This is a genomic window from Staphylococcus sp. HMSC057A08, assembly GCF_001812925.1.
Taxonomy (GTDB): Bacteria; Bacillota; Bacilli; order Staphylococcales; family Staphylococcaceae; genus Staphylococcus; species Staphylococcus hominis.
Window position 1 is genome coordinate 201,505 of the sequence record NZ_KV810847.1, and the last position, 18,460, is coordinate 219,964.

General features: G+C 29.2%; 18 protein-coding genes and 2 riboswitches. Of the genes, 15 read left to right on the forward strand and 3 right to left on the reverse strand.

The genetic code is table 11. The features are described 5' to 3' along the window. Position 1 precedes the first annotated feature (1 nt). The 8 genes from HMPREF2881_RS12010 to HMPREF2881_RS02890 all read left to right on the forward strand — a co-directional run bounded on the left by HMPREF2881_RS12010 (position 2) and on the right by HMPREF2881_RS02890 (position 8,244). On the forward strand, positions 2-1,291 hold the full coding sequence (locus HMPREF2881_RS12010) for an O-antigen polymerase (RefSeq protein ID WP_002488297.1): 1,290 nt from the start codon (positions 2-4) through the stop codon (positions 1,289-1,291). Next, positions 1,257-2,177, forward strand: a complete 921-nt coding sequence (locus HMPREF2881_RS02860) for a glycosyltransferase family 2 protein (RefSeq protein WP_002488193.1) — start codon at positions 1,257-1,259, stop codon at positions 2,175-2,177. The genes HMPREF2881_RS12010 and HMPREF2881_RS02860 overlap by 35 nt, the downstream gene beginning before the upstream one ends. Further along, positions 2,174-3,454, forward strand: a complete 1,281-nt coding sequence (locus HMPREF2881_RS02865) for a nucleotide sugar dehydrogenase (protein WP_002488253.1) — start codon at positions 2,174-2,176, stop codon at positions 3,452-3,454. The genes HMPREF2881_RS02860 and HMPREF2881_RS02865 overlap by 4 nt, the downstream gene beginning before the upstream one ends. A gap of 68 nt (positions 3,455-3,522) precedes the next feature. After that, the gene (locus tag HMPREF2881_RS02870; protein WP_070653652.1) at positions 3,523-4,647 is read left to right on the forward strand and encodes a glycosyltransferase family 4 protein; all 1,125 of its coding nucleotides are present in this window, start codon (positions 3,523-3,525) and stop codon (positions 4,645-4,647) included. Then, a complete protein-coding gene (locus HMPREF2881_RS02875) occupies positions 4,644-5,852 on the forward strand; it encodes a hypothetical protein (RefSeq protein WP_070653653.1) in 1,209 nt (402 codons plus the stop codon). Before HMPREF2881_RS02870 ends, HMPREF2881_RS02875 begins: the two co-directional genes overlap by 4 nt. A 16-nt stretch (positions 5,853-5,868) precedes the next feature. Further along, positions 5,869-6,426 (forward strand): sugar transferase, encoded by a 558-nt coding sequence (locus tag HMPREF2881_RS02880; protein ID WP_002488254.1) that lies wholly within the window; start codon positions 5,869-5,871, stop codon positions 6,424-6,426. Beyond that, positions 6,426-7,292, forward strand: a complete 867-nt coding sequence (locus HMPREF2881_RS02885) for an NAD-dependent epimerase/dehydratase family protein (RefSeq protein ID WP_002488283.1) — start codon at positions 6,426-6,428, stop codon at positions 7,290-7,292. The genes HMPREF2881_RS02880 and HMPREF2881_RS02885 overlap by 1 nt, the downstream gene beginning before the upstream one ends. A 16-nt stretch (positions 7,293-7,308) precedes the next feature. After that, on the forward strand, positions 7,309-8,244 hold the full coding sequence (locus tag HMPREF2881_RS02890; protein WP_002488221.1) for an LCP family glycopolymer transferase: 936 nt from the start codon (positions 7,309-7,311) through the stop codon (positions 8,242-8,244). 108 nt (positions 8,245-8,352) lie between these two features. Here the strand turns inward: HMPREF2881_RS02890 and HMPREF2881_RS02895 are convergent, their stop codons facing one another. Continuing rightward, a complete protein-coding gene (locus HMPREF2881_RS02895) occupies positions 8,353-9,828 on the reverse strand; it encodes an alkaline phosphatase (RefSeq protein WP_002488271.1) in 1,476 nt (491 codons plus the stop codon). Between the two features lie 208 nt (positions 9,829-10,036). Further along, positions 10,037-10,137, forward strand: a riboswitch (SAM riboswitch). Between the two features lie 71 nt (positions 10,138-10,208). Here HMPREF2881_RS02895 and HMPREF2881_RS11765 point away from each other — a divergent pair. The 7 genes from HMPREF2881_RS11765 to HMPREF2881_RS02920 all read left to right on the forward strand — a co-directional run bounded on the left by HMPREF2881_RS11765 (position 10,209) and on the right by HMPREF2881_RS02920 (position 15,987). Continuing rightward, a complete protein-coding gene (locus tag HMPREF2881_RS11765) occupies positions 10,209-10,382 on the forward strand; it encodes a hypothetical protein (protein WP_002449232.1) in 174 nt (57 codons plus the stop codon). 167 nt (positions 10,383-10,549) lie between these two features. Then, on the forward strand, positions 10,550-10,717 hold the full coding sequence (locus HMPREF2881_RS11770; protein WP_002488268.1) for a hypothetical protein: 168 nt from the start codon (positions 10,550-10,552) through the stop codon (positions 10,715-10,717). Between the two features lie 12 nt (positions 10,718-10,729). After that, the gene (locus HMPREF2881_RS02900; RefSeq protein ID WP_002488207.1) at positions 10,730-11,395 is read left to right on the forward strand and encodes a response regulator transcription factor; all 666 of its coding nucleotides are present in this window, start codon (positions 10,730-10,732) and stop codon (positions 11,393-11,395) included. Between the two features lie 5 nt (positions 11,396-11,400). Next, complete coding sequence (locus HMPREF2881_RS02905; protein WP_002488276.1) at positions 11,401-12,297, forward strand: sensor histidine kinase; 897 nt, start codon at positions 11,401-11,403, stop codon at positions 12,295-12,297. 131 nt (positions 12,298-12,428) lie between these two features. Then, positions 12,429-13,178 carry an ABC transporter ATP-binding protein gene (locus HMPREF2881_RS02910; RefSeq protein ID WP_002488212.1) on the forward strand — a complete coding sequence of 250 codons (750 nt, stop codon included), beginning with the start codon at positions 12,429-12,431 and terminating at the stop codon, positions 13,176-13,178. 1 nt (position 13,179) lies between these two features. Further along, positions 13,180-15,135 (forward strand): FtsX-like permease family protein, encoded by a 1,956-nt coding sequence (locus HMPREF2881_RS02915; RefSeq protein ID WP_037555810.1) that lies wholly within the window; start codon positions 13,180-13,182, stop codon positions 15,133-15,135. Between the two features lie 87 nt (positions 15,136-15,222). Further along, the gene (locus tag HMPREF2881_RS02920; RefSeq protein WP_002449398.1) at positions 15,223-15,987 is read left to right on the forward strand and encodes a DUF4064 domain-containing protein; all 765 of its coding nucleotides are present in this window, start codon (positions 15,223-15,225) and stop codon (positions 15,985-15,987) included. 95 nt (positions 15,988-16,082) lie between these two features. Here HMPREF2881_RS02920 and HMPREF2881_RS02925 read toward each other — a convergent pair whose 3' ends face one another. Further along, entirely contained in the window at positions 16,083-17,375 is a 1,293-nt protein-coding gene (locus tag HMPREF2881_RS02925) for an LLM class flavin-dependent oxidoreductase (RefSeq protein ID WP_002449506.1), read from the reverse strand. A gap of 63 nt (positions 17,376-17,438) precedes the next feature. After that, positions 17,439-18,188 carry a 3-oxoacyl-ACP reductase gene (locus HMPREF2881_RS02930; protein WP_002454777.1) on the reverse strand — a complete coding sequence of 250 codons (750 nt, stop codon included), beginning with the start codon at positions 18,186-18,188 and terminating at the stop codon, positions 17,439-17,441. Between the two features lie 123 nt (positions 18,189-18,311). Continuing rightward, a riboswitch (TPP riboswitch) is annotated at positions 18,312-18,413 on the reverse strand. Positions 18,414-18,460 lie beyond the last annotated feature (47 nt).

Sequence of the window (18,460 nt, forward strand, 5' to 3'; positions counted from 1 at the left end):
AATGAATTTGAAGCTTGTCAGAATTTTCTTGATGTTTATCTTATATATATTGTTTCATATAACTTACGTAGACATTATAGTTCCTGAATTTGGTTATTTAGGATTCGTCAATAAAGATTATAGTTTTTATATGCTATTGATGCATTGTTTAATTATTTTAGTATTAACAAGTTTACAATTATTTATGAAAATTTCATTTTATAATATAATTTATAATATTTTTCTAATAATGATAGTATATGGTCAATCAGTTGTATCTTTACATTCTAATACTAATGAACTTTTTGGATATGTAATAATACCCACTTTATTCCTTTTTACAATTGATTTACTTGATAAAAAAAATATAAAGATTAAAAGAAAGCAATTTAATGTTGAAAATCGCTATTTTGCTATATTATCAATAATTTTTTCAATTATTTTAATAGTACCTTTTTTAAAAAATATAGGTTCTATAAATTTATCAAATTTACTTTTGAATGACATTTATGATTCACGACTTAATACTCGCTCGGATAATAGTAATATTATGGATTATTTATATAGTTCTATAGCAAGAGTAATATTTCCGTTTTTAATAGTGTTTTTTTGGTTTAGAAACAAAAAATTATATAGTGTTATAGTATTTGGTTTTATTATTCTTCTATTCTTATTAAATGGAGCGGTAAAAAGTATTTTGTTTGGTGCTTTAGCAACAATAGTATTTTATCCATTTAGGTATAGTGTGAAAAATGTACTTTTTATTATTACTATAAATGTTTTCTTTGCATATTCAATAATAAGTTATAGGTTGTTTGATTCAATAACCATGGCTGATTATTTAAGAAGAATTTTTTATTTACCAGCATATTTATTTTCAATATATAAACAAACATTTAGTGGGAATTTTACTTATTATTCACAAACAATATTAGGATCGATTTTTAATATCCCTAATAAAATTGATAATGTAGCCCAGTTCATTGGTGAACAAGTCCTAAAACAAGATGGAATGGTAGCGAATGCAGGTATATTTGTTGAAGGCTATATTAGCATGGGAATGATAGGTGTTATTATAAATTCATTAATTTTTGTATTATTAATTTTTATACTTAAATGTCTAAATTTTAAGCCACAATATTTTGGAATAATTTTTACTTATATGTACATAATAAATACATCGTTTCTTGAAACTTTATTAATTACTCACGGTTTATTATTTTTAATAATATTTGGCTATTTCTTTATTCCAACTGATAATAAAAGGAGGATAAAAATTGAAAATAGTTTCAATAATAATTCCAACATATAATAGAGATAAAAAATTAATAAAAAGAGCACTGGTATCTGTTTTGAAACAAACTTATCAAAATTTTGAAATTATTTTAGTTGATGATAATATAAATTCTGATATATCAAATGATGTTAAAAAATTAGTCGATGAGCTTAATGATAAGAGAATTAAATACATTAAAAACAAACAAAATATTGGTGGTGCAAAATCAAGAAATAAAGCTATAAAAATAGCTAAAGGCGACTATATTACCTTTTTAGATGACGATGATTTTTATTTAAAGGATAAATTAAAAAAACAAGTTGACTATTTAGAAAATAACGAATTTAATTTTGTTATTTCTAATTTAGTTATAGTCAATGAAAATTATAAAATTAAAGATATTAGAACTTTTAAATGGTTAAATAAAAAAATATATAATAATGAAGAATTAAGAACCCAACATTATAAATATCATTTAACTGGCACTCCTACTTTTATATTTGAAAAAACTCTTCTTGAAGATGTGAAAGGATTTCCTGATGTGCCAATGGGACATGAGTTTCACTTAGTAGATAATGCTTTAAGAAAAAATTATAAACTCGGTTATATTGATGACTATTTTACAGTAGCAGTAGTACATACAGGGAATAGGATATCTACTAATAGTAAAAGGCAAACTCAGTTAAAGGAGTTGTTGAATTATAAATTTAAAAATTTAAAAAATGTAAATATTATTGATAAAAATAGGATATATTTTCGCCATTATTTAGCTAGCACTTCTAATTATTTGTCTCAAAATAAGAAAAAAAAGGCTATTATTAGCGCTTTGAAAGCTTTGTTAAGAAGACCTGATGAATTTTTGAAAGAGATTTCCAAAATTTTAATAATAAAAATAGAAAATGAAATGAGGTTATTTAAATGAATAAAAAAAATATAAAAATTGCTGTTATAGGTTTAGGTTATGTAGGAATGCCTTTAGCAGTTACTTTCGCAAAAACATTTGAAACAATTGGATTTGACATAGATAAGAATAAGGTGAATAAATATAAAAATTATGAAGATCCTACGGGAGAAATAGGAACAGAGGGCTTAAAGAAATCTACATTAAAGTTTACTTCAAATGTAGAAGATTTAAAAGATGCTAATTTTTATATAATTACTGTTCCTACGCCGATAAATCAAGATAATACTCCAAACTTAAAACCAATTGAGAATGCTACAAACACAGTAGGTAAATATTTAAGTGTAGGTGACTATGTAGTATACGAATCTACAGTTTATCCTGGAGTAACGGAAGATATAGCTGGTCCTTTATTAGAAAAAGCTTCAGGTTTGAAATGTCCTCAAGATTTTAAAATTGGTTATTCTCCTGAACGTATCAATCCAGGAGATAAAAAAAATACGGTAGAAAATATTGTGAAAATAGTTTCTGGTATCGATGAGGAAGCACTCAAAGTTATTTCTATGGTATATGGTAAAGTGATAAAAGCTGGAATACATGAGGCATCTTCAATTAAAGTAGCTGAAAGTGCTAAGGTAGTTGAAAATAGTCAGAGAGATATTAATATTGCATTTATGAACGAATTATCTCAAGTTTTTGATTTAATGCATATTAATACAAATGAAGTAATTGATGCTATGAACACAAAATGGAACGCCTTAGGCTTTTATCCTGGTTTAGTTGGAGGTCATTGTATTGGAGTAGATCCTTATTACTTTATCTATCAAGCTGAGAATTTAGGATATCATTCACAAATTATTTCTGCTGGTAGAAAAATAAATAATCAAATGCCTAAATTTGTAGTAAACAATCTTATTAAAGAATTAGTAAAAAATAAAAAATCATCTGATAGTAATGTTTTAATAGCAGGTTTAACTTTTAAAGAAAATACCCCTGATTTTAGAAATTCTAAAGTTTTAGATATGATTTCTGAATTAAATGATTATGGTATTAGACCAAAAGTTTTAGACCCATACGTTAATAGTTATAATGGGAAATTAGAAGCGGATATTGTAGAATTGGAAAATCTTAAAGAATCTGTAGATGTTCTACTATATGCAGTAGATCATAACCAATTTAGAGAATTAGATAATGATACATTCATTAAATTATTAAATAAGGATTCTTCAATAATTATTGATTTAAAAAATAGATTTAAAATGAGTTTAAATGAGAATATAAGTTACTGGTCAATTTAATCACTCATTTATAGCAGGAGATTTTTATAATCTCTTGCTATTTAAATTGATTTCTAAGGAGTAATATTATGAAAATTTTACATATAAATTCGAATTATTTTTATAATGAATTTTATGAAAATCAGCTAGACGTTTTAGATAATAGTGTAGAAAATATTATTTTTAATCCTTTACGCCAAAGTATTAAAGCTGATAGTAAATATAAATATTATAATCCAATTATTATAAAAAAATCAGACAGTTTTTTTAGTAGAAGTAGATTGAAAAGAACATTTAGATACTTGGAGAAGAATAAAATAATAAATAATATTGATTTAGTACATGCACATACTTTAACTAATGATGGTTTATTGGCATATCAATTATTTAAAAAATATAAAATACCTTATGTTCTGACAATTAGAAATACAGATGTTAATTTTTCTTTTAAATATAAACAGTATATGAAGAAAAATTATAAGAACGCTATTTTATATTCTAGTTTATTAATATTTCCCAATTTTTCTTATAAAAATAAAGTGAATAAATTTTTTAAAAATAATAAGGAAATTAATGAAAAATTAGAAAAATCAATTGTCATTCCAAATGGAATTAATCAATTTTGGCATAGTAATAAAGTGGAAAATAAAAAAATATTGAATAGTAATGAAATCAATATATTATTTGTGGGTCGTATCAATCGTTATAAAAATTTACATAGCATCCTTAAAGCTATTGAACAATTAAATAAAAAAAGTAATATTAAATATAGTTTAAATGTTATTGGTAAGATAGAAAATAAAAAATATTATCGTAAGCTTTCAAAAAAATTTCAATTTAATTATTTAGGAGTTATGAATAAGTATCAAATAAAGGAACAAATGAAGAAAAATGATATTTTTGCCATGCCTTCTAGTAATGAAACATTTGGCTTAGTATTTATTGAAGCATTATCCCAAAGTTTGCCAATAATTTATACAAAAGGTGAAGGGATAGATGGATACTTTAAAGATGACTTTATTGGAAAAGCAGTTAACTCAAAAGATAATCAGAGTATTGCATATGCAATAAAAAATATAAAAGATAATTATGAATTTTATCAAGAAAATATTGAAGATAAAACCTTTCTTGAAAAATTTAATTGGGAAAATATAGGGAAAATTTATACAGAATTATATAAAAAAATTTTGATAAATAATAGGAAAAAGAAATGAAATTTTTAAAAGATGTATTATTAAATATTATTTCTCAGGCGTTATTTATAGCTGTACAACAGATTTTATTATTTCCTATCTTTGAAAAAAATTTAGGTCAAAAAAACTTTGGGTATTTTTTATTGATTTATTCTGTTTTCAATGTAATAACTGTGACACTTGCTACTAGTTTTACCAATCTTTATCAAAGAAATTTTAATAATTTTGATAAGGAATTAGAAAATAGGACTAATTATTATTTTTACTATAAAAAATTGATACTATATTATTTCATAGCAAGCTTATTATTTTTGATAGTTGTAATATATATTAATTTTTCAATTATTATTTATTTACTATTAATGTTATTAGTTTTTTTAACAATATCTAGAATGTTCTTAATGGTGTGGTTTAGAATAAGGAAACAATTTATTAATATTTTAATTGTTAATATTTGTTTAAGTGTTTTATATTCATTAATCATTTTTGTAAATATCAATAATATTATTGATATATTAATTTTCTTTAATATATCTGAATTTATTACAATTATAATATTATTTTTGATAGTCAAATATAAAATATTCGAATTTATAAAAGCAGATTCAGAAATATTTCATTATAACGCAATAAATATTTTAATAATATCTGGATTGGCTGGATCAATGATGAATTATTCGGATCGTTTTGTAATAAAAATGCTATTAGGTTCTTCAATGATAACTATATTTTATATAGCTACTCTACCATCTAAGATGTTTTTATTACCATTTAACATGCTTTCATCTGTTATTCTTAGTTATTTAGCTAATTCAAAAAATATTGGAAGAAGCTTAAAAAGAAAAGTTTTAATAGCATTGCCAATTATATTTGTAACTGTTTCTTTAATATCATATTCAGTAGGCTTAATACTTATAAAAATATTATATTATAGTTATATTAATGATATCAAAGATATATACTTTATTGTTACACTATCATTTGGTTTGATATGTTTAGATTTTATATTAAGAAGTTTTTTGCTAAAGTACTTTTCAATTGGTAAAAAGGCTATAATTGATATTAGTACATTAGTAATATTTTTTATTTTATCATATTTATTTGTAATAATATTCAATAATCTAGTTTCGGTTGCTTTAGCACAATTATTTGTTTACATTATTAAAGTGATTGTACAATTATTAATTTTTGTTAAATTAAAGCCAACGGAAACTGTTAAAAAATAAGTGTAAGGAGATTAGTATGAAAAGGTTATTTGATATATTTAGTTCATCATTTGCTATTATATTATTTTCACCAATATTAATTTTAGTTTCAGTAGCAATAAAGTTAGAGTCAAAAGGGCCGATTATTTTTAAACAAGATCGTCCAGGAATAAATAATAAGTTATTTAAAATTTATAAATTTAGATCTATGAAAGTTGATACTCCGAATGTAGCAACGGACTTATTGGATCCTGCTGATTTTATTACTAAATCGGGTAAAATAATTAGAAAAACGTCATTAGATGAATTACCACAATTATTTAATATCTTAAAAGGAGATATGACTGTAGTTGGTCCTAGACCAGCATTATACAATCAATATGAATTAATTGAAAAAAGAACAAAAGTGAATGTTCATAAAATTAAACCAGGATTAACTGGATTAGCACAAGTTATGGGTAGAGATGACAATTCTGATGATCAAAAAGTTCAATATGATAAATATTATTTAGAGAACCAGTCTTTTAAATTAGATATGTATATAATTTATAAAACAATAAAAAATACTATATCTTCAGAAGGAGTTAGTCATTAATGTCTAGAAATATATTAATAACTGGTAAAACAGGGTATATTGGAAACGCATTAGAAAAATTTTTCATTGCTCAAGGAGATAGAGTAGAGAGACTTAGTGTGAGAAGACAAACATGGCAAGAAAAAGATTTTTCAAAATTTGATGTTGTTATTCACTTAGCAGCATTAGTTCACAATAATACTCCTCATGCTAGGCTTACTGATTACTTTAAAGTTAACTATGAATTAACAAAAAATCTAGCTAACTTAGTTAAAAAAGCAGGTGTTAATAAATTCATTTTTCTAAGCACAATGAGCGTGTATGGAAAGGAAGGATCTTTAACATCTACTGTCAAAATTAATCGATATACTAAATGTAATCCAACTACATACTATGGCTTAACAAAATATAAAGCTGAAACAATGCTTGAAGATCTAGCAAATAATCAATTTCAAGTAAATATTATTAGACCACCGATGGTTTACGGAAAAAATTCACCTGGTAATTTTTCAAGGTTATTAAAGATGTCTAAAATAAACTTTATATATCCTAAAATCAGTAATCAGAGAAGTGTTATATATATAGATGATTTAGTTTATCATATTAATCAACTTATAAAGTATGATGGAACAACTCTTACTCATCCTCAGAATAAGGATTATATGGACACTAATCAGACATTAATGTTAATGCGGAAATTTAATGACAAGAAACCATATTTACTGGAAATTTCGTATTTTAAATTTTTAAATAAGTTTTTAAATAAAATAGGTATAATTAGAAAAGTTTATGGGAATTTAGTATATGATAAAGATATAGATAGTAAGTATAACTTTGAAGATAAAAGGTCTAATTTTGAAGATACTATCTTTAAAACTATTAAGTAAAGATAGAAGGAGTTATATGAAAAAGAAAAAATCAACGACTTTTAAAGTCATTATAACGATTTTAATTTTATTATTCGTTGTGATTATTGGAATAGTTATTTACGCATTTGCTAAATTCCATTCGCTGAATAATTCAATTAAAGAACCATTAGATAGAGATCACTCACAACTAAGACAAAAAAATTTAAAAGATGGCGATCCAATGACTGTTGTGTTATATGGTATTGACGATGATGCACAACGACACCAAGAAAATTTAGGACAACGTAGTGATTCTATTGTGTTAATGTCGATTAATCCAAAAGATAACAAGACAGTCATGGTAAGTGTACCACGTGATACGAGAACTGAAATTGTGGGTCATAATTCAACGGAGAAAATCAATCATGCTTATGCGTATGGTGGCCCTAAAATGGCAGTGAATTCGCTTGAAAAATTAATGGATGTACCTGTTGATCACTATATTGCAATAAACATGGATGGCGTTAAAACCGTTGTAGATGAAATAGGTGGTGTAGATATTGTCAGTGATGCTACATTTAAATTCCATAATTATCAATTCGAAAAGGGTAAAAAATACCATATGGATGGAGATCAAGCTTTAACATATATGAGAAGTCGTAAAGAAGAAGGTGCTGGTGGCGATGGTGGACGTCAGTTACGTCAACAACAAGTCATCACAACTGTTGCTAAAGAAGCGTTCTCAATGAATTCAGTAACAAAATTAAACAGTATATTTAAAGCAGCACAAGATAATTTAAGAACAGATTTAAGTTTTATAGAATTAAATAAATTTAGATCGGATTATAGTAAAGCTGATAATAATGTAGAACGTTTAATCATTGATGGTCAAGATGACAAAGGTGACGACGGATTGTACTATTTCTATCCTAATAAAGATAGCTTAAATGAAGTAAAACAAAAAATTAAAGATAATTTAGAAATGAAATAGTGATGTAAAAAAGCACTTTAGCAGTTCGTTACTTGCTAAAGTGCTTTTTCTGACCATAAAACAAGACGCTCTTTAATTATAGAGAACGTCTTATCTATGAGCTCAATACTATTGTTGATTTTGGTTAGACGTGACATCTTGACCAAAGAAGTCGAAGATATTTTTCGCACTATCTGTGTTATCAATGTTACCACGGAATTTATCAGCACCTGGGCCATATGCGTAAGTATTTACGTCTTCACCAGTATGACCATATGTTGTCCAACCAGTATGAGATTCGTCATTAATTGGTTTTTGGATGGCGTCTTGTAATGTTGTTGTTGCTTCTGCAATTTTTGGATCATCTTCATTTTTAGCTTTATCTTTAATGTCTTTTAGTTCTTTCGCTGCATCTTTAACTTTATCTAATTGTTTTTTAGGGAAGTCGACACCATAACCTTCATTGATCACTGTTTCAGGGTCTTTACCTTTAGCAATTTGTTCAGTCATGTAACTGCCAGAATGTTTCATTTTATGAATAGCGTCTGGATTCCATACATAATCTTTGCCTTTAGCTATGGATAAACCACCAGTTGAGTGGTCAGCAGTTGCGACAACTAATGTATCTTTATGATTTTTTGCATAGTCGATAGCGTTTTGGAATGCTTTATCGAAACCGCTCATTTCTGACATGACACCAGTGATATCATTAGGATGACCAGATTTATCAATTGAAGCGCCTTCTACCATTAAGAAGAATCCTTTATCATTTTTTTCTAATTTAGATAATGCACTCTCTTCCATATCTGCTAATAATGGATTTTGTTGTGGTGCATCAATTTGTAACGGCATATTTTTCTCAGCGAATAAACCTAATACTTGGTCACTTTTTGAGTTAGCTAAGTCAGTCTTATTGGTTACATAGTCGTACCCATCTTTTTGAAATTTCTCAGTTAAATGACCATTTTCTTTACCGAAGTATTTAGAGCCTCCACCTAAAAGAACGTCTACTTTATGTTGGCCATTAATTTTATCATTATAAAATTGTTGTGCAATCTCATCTTTTTTATCACGATCATCTACATGTGCCGCATACACAGCTGGGGTTGCATCAGTGACTTCTGCTGTTGTCACTAAACCAGTTGATTTGCCTTGTTCTTTAGCATATTCTAATACTGACTTTAAAGGTTTTTTATCATTATCTACAGAGATTGAACCATTATATGTTTTATGACCTGTAGCGAAAGCTGTGCCACCTGCAGCTGAGTCAGTGACATTTTCTTTAGGATCGTTAGGATTAGTACGGTTAGTTCCTTTTAAATATTTATCAAAAGCAGTTTGATCTAATTCTTTGGTATTAGGATTATCTGCATAATAACGGTAAGCTGAATTATAAGAAGGACCCATACCATCTCCAACCATGAAAATCACATTTTTAGGATTTTTAGTGTTACCGATGGCCATGTAATCGCCATTTTGACCTTGTTGATCTTGAGCACCTTGTCCAGCACCAGATGCGAATGACACATGTGTTGTACCTAATACTGAAGCAGCTAGAATTGAAGTTGCTACTGTGGTTTTTCCAAATTTATTGATGAAACTCATTATTAAAAAAGCCCCCTAATATGTAAAATATAGATTACTTACATCTTTATATTAAGAAACTTTATTTGATTTGAAGTAAGTATTTAGTAAACTTTAGTTTAAGGTATTGTAAAAAATTATTAATTTATCATATTCTATGATTTGATAAATTAATTTAATATAAAGAATTGAAAATATATGTTATAATAGTATTAAATAAAATAGTTTGATCTTATTAAGAGTAAGTGGAGGGAATTGGCCCTATGAAACTTCAGCAACTGCGCTTTGCGTGAGGTGCTACATCCAACAGGATTTCCTGAAAGATAAGAAGATGTCGACAAGCGCTTCTTATTTAAGGAGGGCTATTTTATTTACCCAAATTAAAAAAAGGTGGTAAACATATGACAACATTACAAGAACTATTTAAAGAATTAGATGATTGGGAACAGCATAGTCCTAAAAGTTGGGCAGGAAGTATGGGAAGAACAGCAAAAATCAATGATATCCAAAGACAAATTAAAGAAGCGATCACCATAGAAGATATTAGAAAGTATATTTTAAATAAAGAAGATTAAAAGTAAAAGAAGCATGGGAGTGAGACGGCGTATTCAAAATGAATTCGAATCTCGCTCCTTACTTTTTTATGAAACAGTTATCTCGAACATATTCAATTTAAAGAAAAAGCGTTAAAATAAAGTTAGAGAAATCATGTCATGAATAAATATATAGAGGTGAATCAATAATGATATTCGTAATGTTATCTCCTTTACTGATAGTTGTATTTATCGCATTATCTATTATGGAAGAAAGAAAACGTAAGAAAAAAACGAAACATAAAGAAAATAAATTTGAACAAGAAAAAAATAAAATGTCTAATCCTAATGACAATAATGATCATGACGCAAAATAAAGGATGAAAAAAATGAAAGTATTAATTGTCGAAGATGATGTCGTCATTGCAGAAAGTCTAGGGAATGAACTCTCACATTGGAACTATGAAGTGAGTATTGCTAAGCAGTTTGGTAATATTCTTGAAGAATTTAAAACTGCAGAACCTGAACTTGTGTTATTAGATATTAATTTACCTACATTTAATGGTTATCATTGGTGCCAAGAGATACGTAAAGTATCTAATGTCCCAATTATTTTCATTAGTTCGCGTACTGACAATATGGATCAAATTATGGCAATTCAAATGGGGGGAGATGACTTTATTGAAAAGCCATTTAATTTGTCACTTACTATAGCGAAAATTCAAGCATTGCTACGTAGAACATATGATTTAACGGTTTCAAATAATGAGATGACTGTTAAAGGGTGTAAACTCGTTGTTGATGAAGCCACACTATACTACAACAATGACTCTGTACAACTTTCGTTTACTGAACTACAAATTTTGAATAAATTATTTCAAAATGAAGGGAAATATGTCAATCGTACAGCAATCATCGAAAAATGTTGGGAATCAGAGAATTTTATTGATGATAATACGTTAGCAGTAAATATGACACGCCTACGTAAAAAGCTGCAATCTATCGGTATTGTTGATTTCATTGAGACAAAGAAAAATGTAGGATATAAGGTATAAATAGTATGTTAAAAGCGTTTATAAAATCGATACGTCATCAAATGATGATAGTAGCTTTATTTTTATTACTTTTCTTGGTGATTTTTTTTCTTTTTAATTTGCCTTTCAATGCCTTCTTTCTAGGTATGGCAATTATTCTTTTCATAATGATTATTTTTTGGTTGATTCAACTTAGTGGATTTCAAGAAGCAGTGTCTTTAAAAGAAGAAGTTGCTGACTTAGAAGATGAATTACAACGTGTAAAAAATGAACAAGCTGCATACCAAGTCAACGTTGAGAACTATTTTTTAACATGGGTGCATCAAATGAAGACACCTATTACCGCTTCAAAACTCCTTCTAGAAAGAAATGAAGATAATGTAGTAAATCGTGTGCGTCAAGAAATTATACAAATTGATAACTATACGAGTCTTGCACTCAGCTATTTAAAATTGATGAATCAAGAAACGGATATGTCCTTTTCAAAAGTGACCATTAACGATCTCGTTAAACCGCTTATTATGAAATATTCGATTCAATTCATCGATCAAAAAACAACTATTCATTACACACGTTGTGAAGATGAAGTACTGACTGATGTTCAATGGTGTACGATCATGATAGAACAAATTCTTAATAATGCTTTGAAATATGCAAGAGGTAAAGATATTTGGATTACGTTTAACAACGAAAATCATGTGCTATCTATACGAGATAACGGTGTAGGAATTAGTAAAGCCGATCTTCCCAAAATTTTCGATAAAGGGTACTCAGGCTATAACGGAAGACTTCATCAACATTCAAGTGGCATCGGATTATTTATTGTTAAACATATATCGGCACATTTACATCATAAAGTAGAAGTATCTTCAACGCTCCATGAAGGAACTACATTTGACATACATTTCCCAGAAAATAATTAAACTTTCAATAATGTAAGGATAGCTAGTAACATTTTTAAGAAATGATTAATGTTACTGGTTTCTTTTTGTTTTATGATAGAAGTAAGTGATAAATTAAAGAGTTTAATAAAAAGAAAGGAAGCATGGATATCATGTTGTTAGACGTGAATAATGTAAAAAAAATATTTGGAAGAGGCCTGAATGCTACTACCGCATTAAATGGCATGTCATTTAATGTGGATAGGGGTGAATTTGTAGCGATTATGGGTGAATCTGGATCTGGGAAGTCCACTTTACTTAATTTAATTGCAACTTATGATAAAGCTACTGAAGGTACGATAACGATTGACGCGCAAAATATCCGTCAATTGCGTAATAAAGAAATCGCTTATTTCCGTCGAGACCATTTAGGTTTTGTTTTTCAGGATTTTAACATTTTACCGACGATGACAAATAAAGATAATATCTTAATGCCACTTGTACTTGCGAATCGCTCACATCAAACGATGCGTCATCGTCTTTATCGCTTAAGTTATCAGTTACATATTGAACCACTTCTTAATAAATATCCTTTTGAAATATCAGGAGGAGAACAACAACGCGTGGCTATCTGTCGAGCACTGATTAATGAACCAGATTTGTTACTCGCAGATGAGCCTACAGGTGCACTTGATTCTAAAACTTCTAAAACGATTATGGAACTATTTAGAGACATTAATAAAAATGAGCAAACCATTTTAATGGTGACACATTCGGCTGTAGATGCTTCCTATGCCAAACGTATTTTATTCATTAAAGATGGCCGTTTATATCATGAAATTTATCGTGGGGAGGAACTACAATCAGAGTTTCAAAAACGTATTGCTGATAGTTTAGCAATGCTTCACGAAAGTGGTGATTAAAATGACTTTTCGCTTGGTTTGGACGTTAGTCATTCAGAATTTTAAGACACAGAGTCATATTATAATTCCATTTATTCTAGTCATCAGTACATTATTTGGTATTGAATTTATTTTATTATCCTTAAACATGAATACTTCGCTTCATAAGCATAGTGATGTTATTCCAGTTTTTATTAGTATAGGAAATTTTTTTATGTGTCTATTTGGACTCCTTTTTATTCTTTATGCTAATCGTTTTATTATGCGACGTCGTCAAAAAGAGCTTGCCATGAATATGATTCTGGGTATGGAAAAAAAGCATTTTAGGTTAATGCTGTTTATAGAAGGAATATATCAATATATTATCATTGGATGTCTGAGTATTATAGGTGGTTATTTATTTGGTGCATTAACTTATATGTCGTTAAATAGAATATTAGGTTATACACATGTATCTTTAAAAAAATATCCATTTGATATAAGTGCAATGAGATATACCTTATTGATGTTAGCAATAATGATGCTATTTTTATTTATTCTCAACAATATAAAAATCACTTTTCAAAGTCCTATCAAGTTAATACAACAACAACATCCAACGGAAAAACAATGGTCCAAACCTTTACTCTATATCTTATTGATTGTTGGAATCATAACTGTTGTTGACAGTTATATGATTGCCTTAAAAGATACACTCATTTTGGTTTCACTACGAAATATTTTTATTGCCCTTATTTTAGTGACAATAGGAACGTATTGCTTATTTATATCACTGAGTGTTTTAGTGATAGATTGGCTTCAAAAGATTCCGAGTGTTTATTATCGACCTAAATATTTTTTTACTATTTCTGGTTTACGTTCAAGAATGAATTCTAATTCTATCGGTTTGGCTAGTTTAACCATGCTATGTACTTTTCTTATTGTGACTCTAGGAATGAGCGTCGCTACATATCGTAGTGTAGACCAACGTGCGAATCATTTAATGCCAACACAATATCGTATTGAATTGAGTGGAGATGTGCATCATAGTACTACGAGTAAACACAAAGTACATCAGCTAGAAAATGAGATTAAGAGACATGCTGATGTTGATGCTTTCAGAGAATATACAAGTGGAAGTGTTGCAGTCACTTATAAGAAGGGTGCATTTGTAAAGCGAGATAATGAGAACAGTCCATTAGATTTAAATAGTGTATATTTAATTGTAATGAATCAGAAAGATTACAATACAATCAATCATACGCACCTGCGACTTAAACATAATGAAATGGGAATATTAGCGAATCATTTCATGTTTCAAAAGTTAGACCATATCAAGTTAATGAATCAAACATTTAAAACAAATCAGTTAAAAGGAGATCATTTTTCATTTCCAGTTCCAGGTGGAGTCACACTTGTTACTCATAATGTAAACCAACAACGTCAATTGATTCATTATTATCAAACAACAGCAAATATTAACTCATACATTGCTTTTAATCTTAAAACAAAAGATACACAGTCCATAGATCATATTAAGTCTAAATTGATGAAACAATATGATATTCAAATTGATAATAAAGATGAATTAAATAAGGATATGTTTGATATTTATGGTGGTCTCATTTTTGTTGGAACTATTGTTTCTTTAGTCTTAATGATTGGTACATTTACGATGATGTATTACAAAAATATTGCTGAGGGATATGAAGATCGGAAAAACTATCGAATTATGCGTCAAGTAGGTTTAGAAGAAGAACGAATTAAATCTGTTATTAATGACCAAGTAGTTATTATTTTTACTTTACCTATTATAGTATCTATGATACATGTACTATGTGCTTCTAAAATGATTTATACTTTGCTTGGTATTTTAGATGTTAATGATATAAAATTATTTTTAACAACTTATATCGGTGTCTTAGTGTTTGTAATGATAATCTATGCTTTGATGTATGTAATGACGTCTCGTGTATATTATCGTCTTATTCATCTTTGATATAATACTGAAAATAAATCATCATTATATCAATGAGTGTAAAATTTTAGACAGTAGGGTATAAGGATAAAAAAAGGAGGCGGAATAATGGCGAAACAATATGATGATGCAACAATTAGAAATAGTAACAATAACATTAAACGTACTGGTGAACACGTTCTTACTTGGATAGGTGTTGCGATTCAAGCATTAGTTGCAATTATGTTTTTAATGATTAAACCATTTATTGGTAATGCTGATTTTAAAGAACAAATTATTAATGAAACACAAAAGCAAGGCAATGAGGTTTCTATAACAGAAATAAATAATGGTATGGATGCATTAGGTGGTTTATTTAATTTCTTTACATGGGGCGCGTTCATCCCATTAATTCTTGCAATTATTGGCGGTATTTTAATTAATAAAAAACCTAAACTTGCAGGTATCTTATTAATTATTGCAGGTATTTTAGCGATTGCTACAAACTGGATCAGTTTAATTTTATGGTTAATTGCAGGTATTATGTTACTTGTTCGTAAACCTAAGCATGACATGTATGGCAATGCTGATTATAATGATCATTACAAAAGAGATCATCATGATGTAAATGCAAATAATAATGCATTCATTTTGAATGAAGAAGAAGAAAAACAGCAACAACGTTATATTAAAGATCATTATTCAAATAAAGATCAAGCAGCGGACAATAATAATGAAAGAGAGCACGATACACACGTAAATGATTCAAAGGATGACGACTATCGTGATCAACGTTATTCAAATCATAAAACGAATAAACGAAGTAATGATTTTATTCAAGATGAAGCAAGAAAGCTTCAAGAAGAAAAAGATAACGATCCATACAAATATTAATAATATGATATATAAAAGCGATGGTATTCCTAAGTTAATACCATCGCTTTTTACGTTAATTTCTACTATATGGTTTGGATAAAATATATTAGACATTAAATTAAATCTAAGTGTTCTCTTAGTGTAGAACCTTTATACTGATGTCGATATAAGCCACGACGTTGTAATTCAGGTACAATGAGTGTAACTACGTCGTTTAAACTATCTGGTAAAGAAGGTGGCATTAAGTTAAATCCATCTGCAACACCTGCATTAAACCAGCGTTCCATTTCATCTACAATTTCTTTTGGCGTACCTATGAGTGTCAGATGTCCACCACCCGCATTAAGGTAACTTAGCAGTTCTCTTACAGTAGGTTGCTTATCTTGAATAATTTCTAAGATGGTTTCATATCGACCCGCGGGACCGTTAAACTCTTCTAAGGAAGGTAGTTTAGGCACAGGAGCATCTAATTCCCACTGACTACAGTCTTGTTGAATGAAAAAACTGAGTTGCTTTAAAGCGGCTTTGATAGGAAGTCGTTGATCAAGTTCTGCTTTCTTTTTCAATGCTTCTTCATGTGTATGACCCACATAAGTGACTAGTCCAGGAAACACTTTAATATAACGCTGATGGTCACGTTGTGCCATTTCACTATCTAAGCGCTCGCGATACCGTTTTGCTTGCTTCATATTCCAAGAAACGGAATATACTGCATCTGCATATTTTGTAGCTAATGCAATACCTTGTTTAGAGGCACCTGCTTGCATCGCCACAGGTTTTCCCTGAATGCTACTTGGTGTTGTCAATGGTCCATGAACTTGAAAATATTTGCCATTGTGGTGAAGCGGTTTGATGTTGCGATTGATCATTGTATGGTGATGCCGGTTGGGTTTGAAATCTTCAGTATGCCAAGAATCAAACAATCCATTCATGACTTGAGCAAACTCTTCAGCCTTCTTATAGCGTTCATCATGATTAGGTAGATGATCCATGCTGTGATTTTGAGCTTCGGCATCTGTCATGGAAGTGACTAAATTCCATCCCACTCGTCCACCACTAATATGATCTAAACTAAGTAACTGACGTGCTGCAGTGAATGGATTAGAAAATGTACTTGAAATCGTAGGAACTAATCCAATATGTTGTGTGACTTGAGATATAGCAGTTAAGTTAATCAGTGGATCAAACCAAAAACTTGGCATCGACGTATAGCTAGGGATAAAAGACTGGTTATCTGCGAAAAAAACTACGTCTAACAGTCCTTTTTCAGATAACTGGGCTAATTCTTGATAGTAATGAATATCACCGAGACGTTCAATACTTGAATTGGGAAGTTGCCAAGCAGCTTGATGATGACCACATCCATAGATTAATACACCGAGATGAAGTTGATGTTGATGAGTCAATTTAATTTCTCACTCCAATGTTCATTTTATTTCTATTCTAAGCTAAGGAAGACCAGACCTATATTAATTCATGGTTAAACCACCATCGACAGTAATATTTTGACCAGTCATACCATCTGCAGCTTCGCTACTTAAATAAGCAACCATATTAGCAACATCTTGTGGGGTAGTCACCTTACGTAATGGAGTCGTCTGTGCAATTAAATCAAAAACATCTGGTGTAGTGACAGCACTAGCATCAGTTGTTTTAAGCAATCCTCCTGACACTACATTAGCAGTAATACCATATTGCCCTAATTCGGCTGCAACATTACGCGTGAATCCAATCAACCCAGCTTTAGCTGTTGTGTATTCATGATATGGGACAACGGGATGTTGATACAAATTTGTGCCAATGCTTACAATGGCACCAGAACCACGCTCTATAAATTGTGGAATGACACTTTGAGTAACATTAAAAGCGCCTTTTAGGGTACCGTCAATTTGTTGTTGGTAGTCTTCCCATGCTAAGTCTTTAAAGGCCTTTTGCGCATTAGGATCGAATTTAAAATTAACTAATGCGTTATTGACCACAACGTCAATTTTTCCAAAATGATGTGTTGCCTCATTAACTAAACGATCAACTTCAGCACGTTGTGTGACATCTGCTTGAATTGCGATAGCTTTGTCACCAAGCTCCTTTGCAAGTGCCTCAGCCGCTTCACGACTTTGATTGTAATTAATGATCACTTCAAATCCTTGTGTAGCTAATGTTTTCACAATGACCGCACCTAAACCACGGCTACTTCCAGTTACTAATACTGTTCTCGTCATAAATATCGTGCCTCCATTTACTTCATTTACAGCAAAAAAATATGCAACCTTCGCGTTAGGAAAGTTGCATTAAAATAGATCTATCATTATTGAGAACAGTTTGACACATCTCAACAGGTCATCTTATTTTATACGACACTTTCCTACGCTAGTATAAGCTAGTTCAGGTTCAAAGGGTTTGAGGTTACACCTCATCTCAGTTTTAAAACACCCCTAGTGCATATGATTTAACTATAGTTTCACTTTATGACTTCTATTATCAGAAGTCAAGC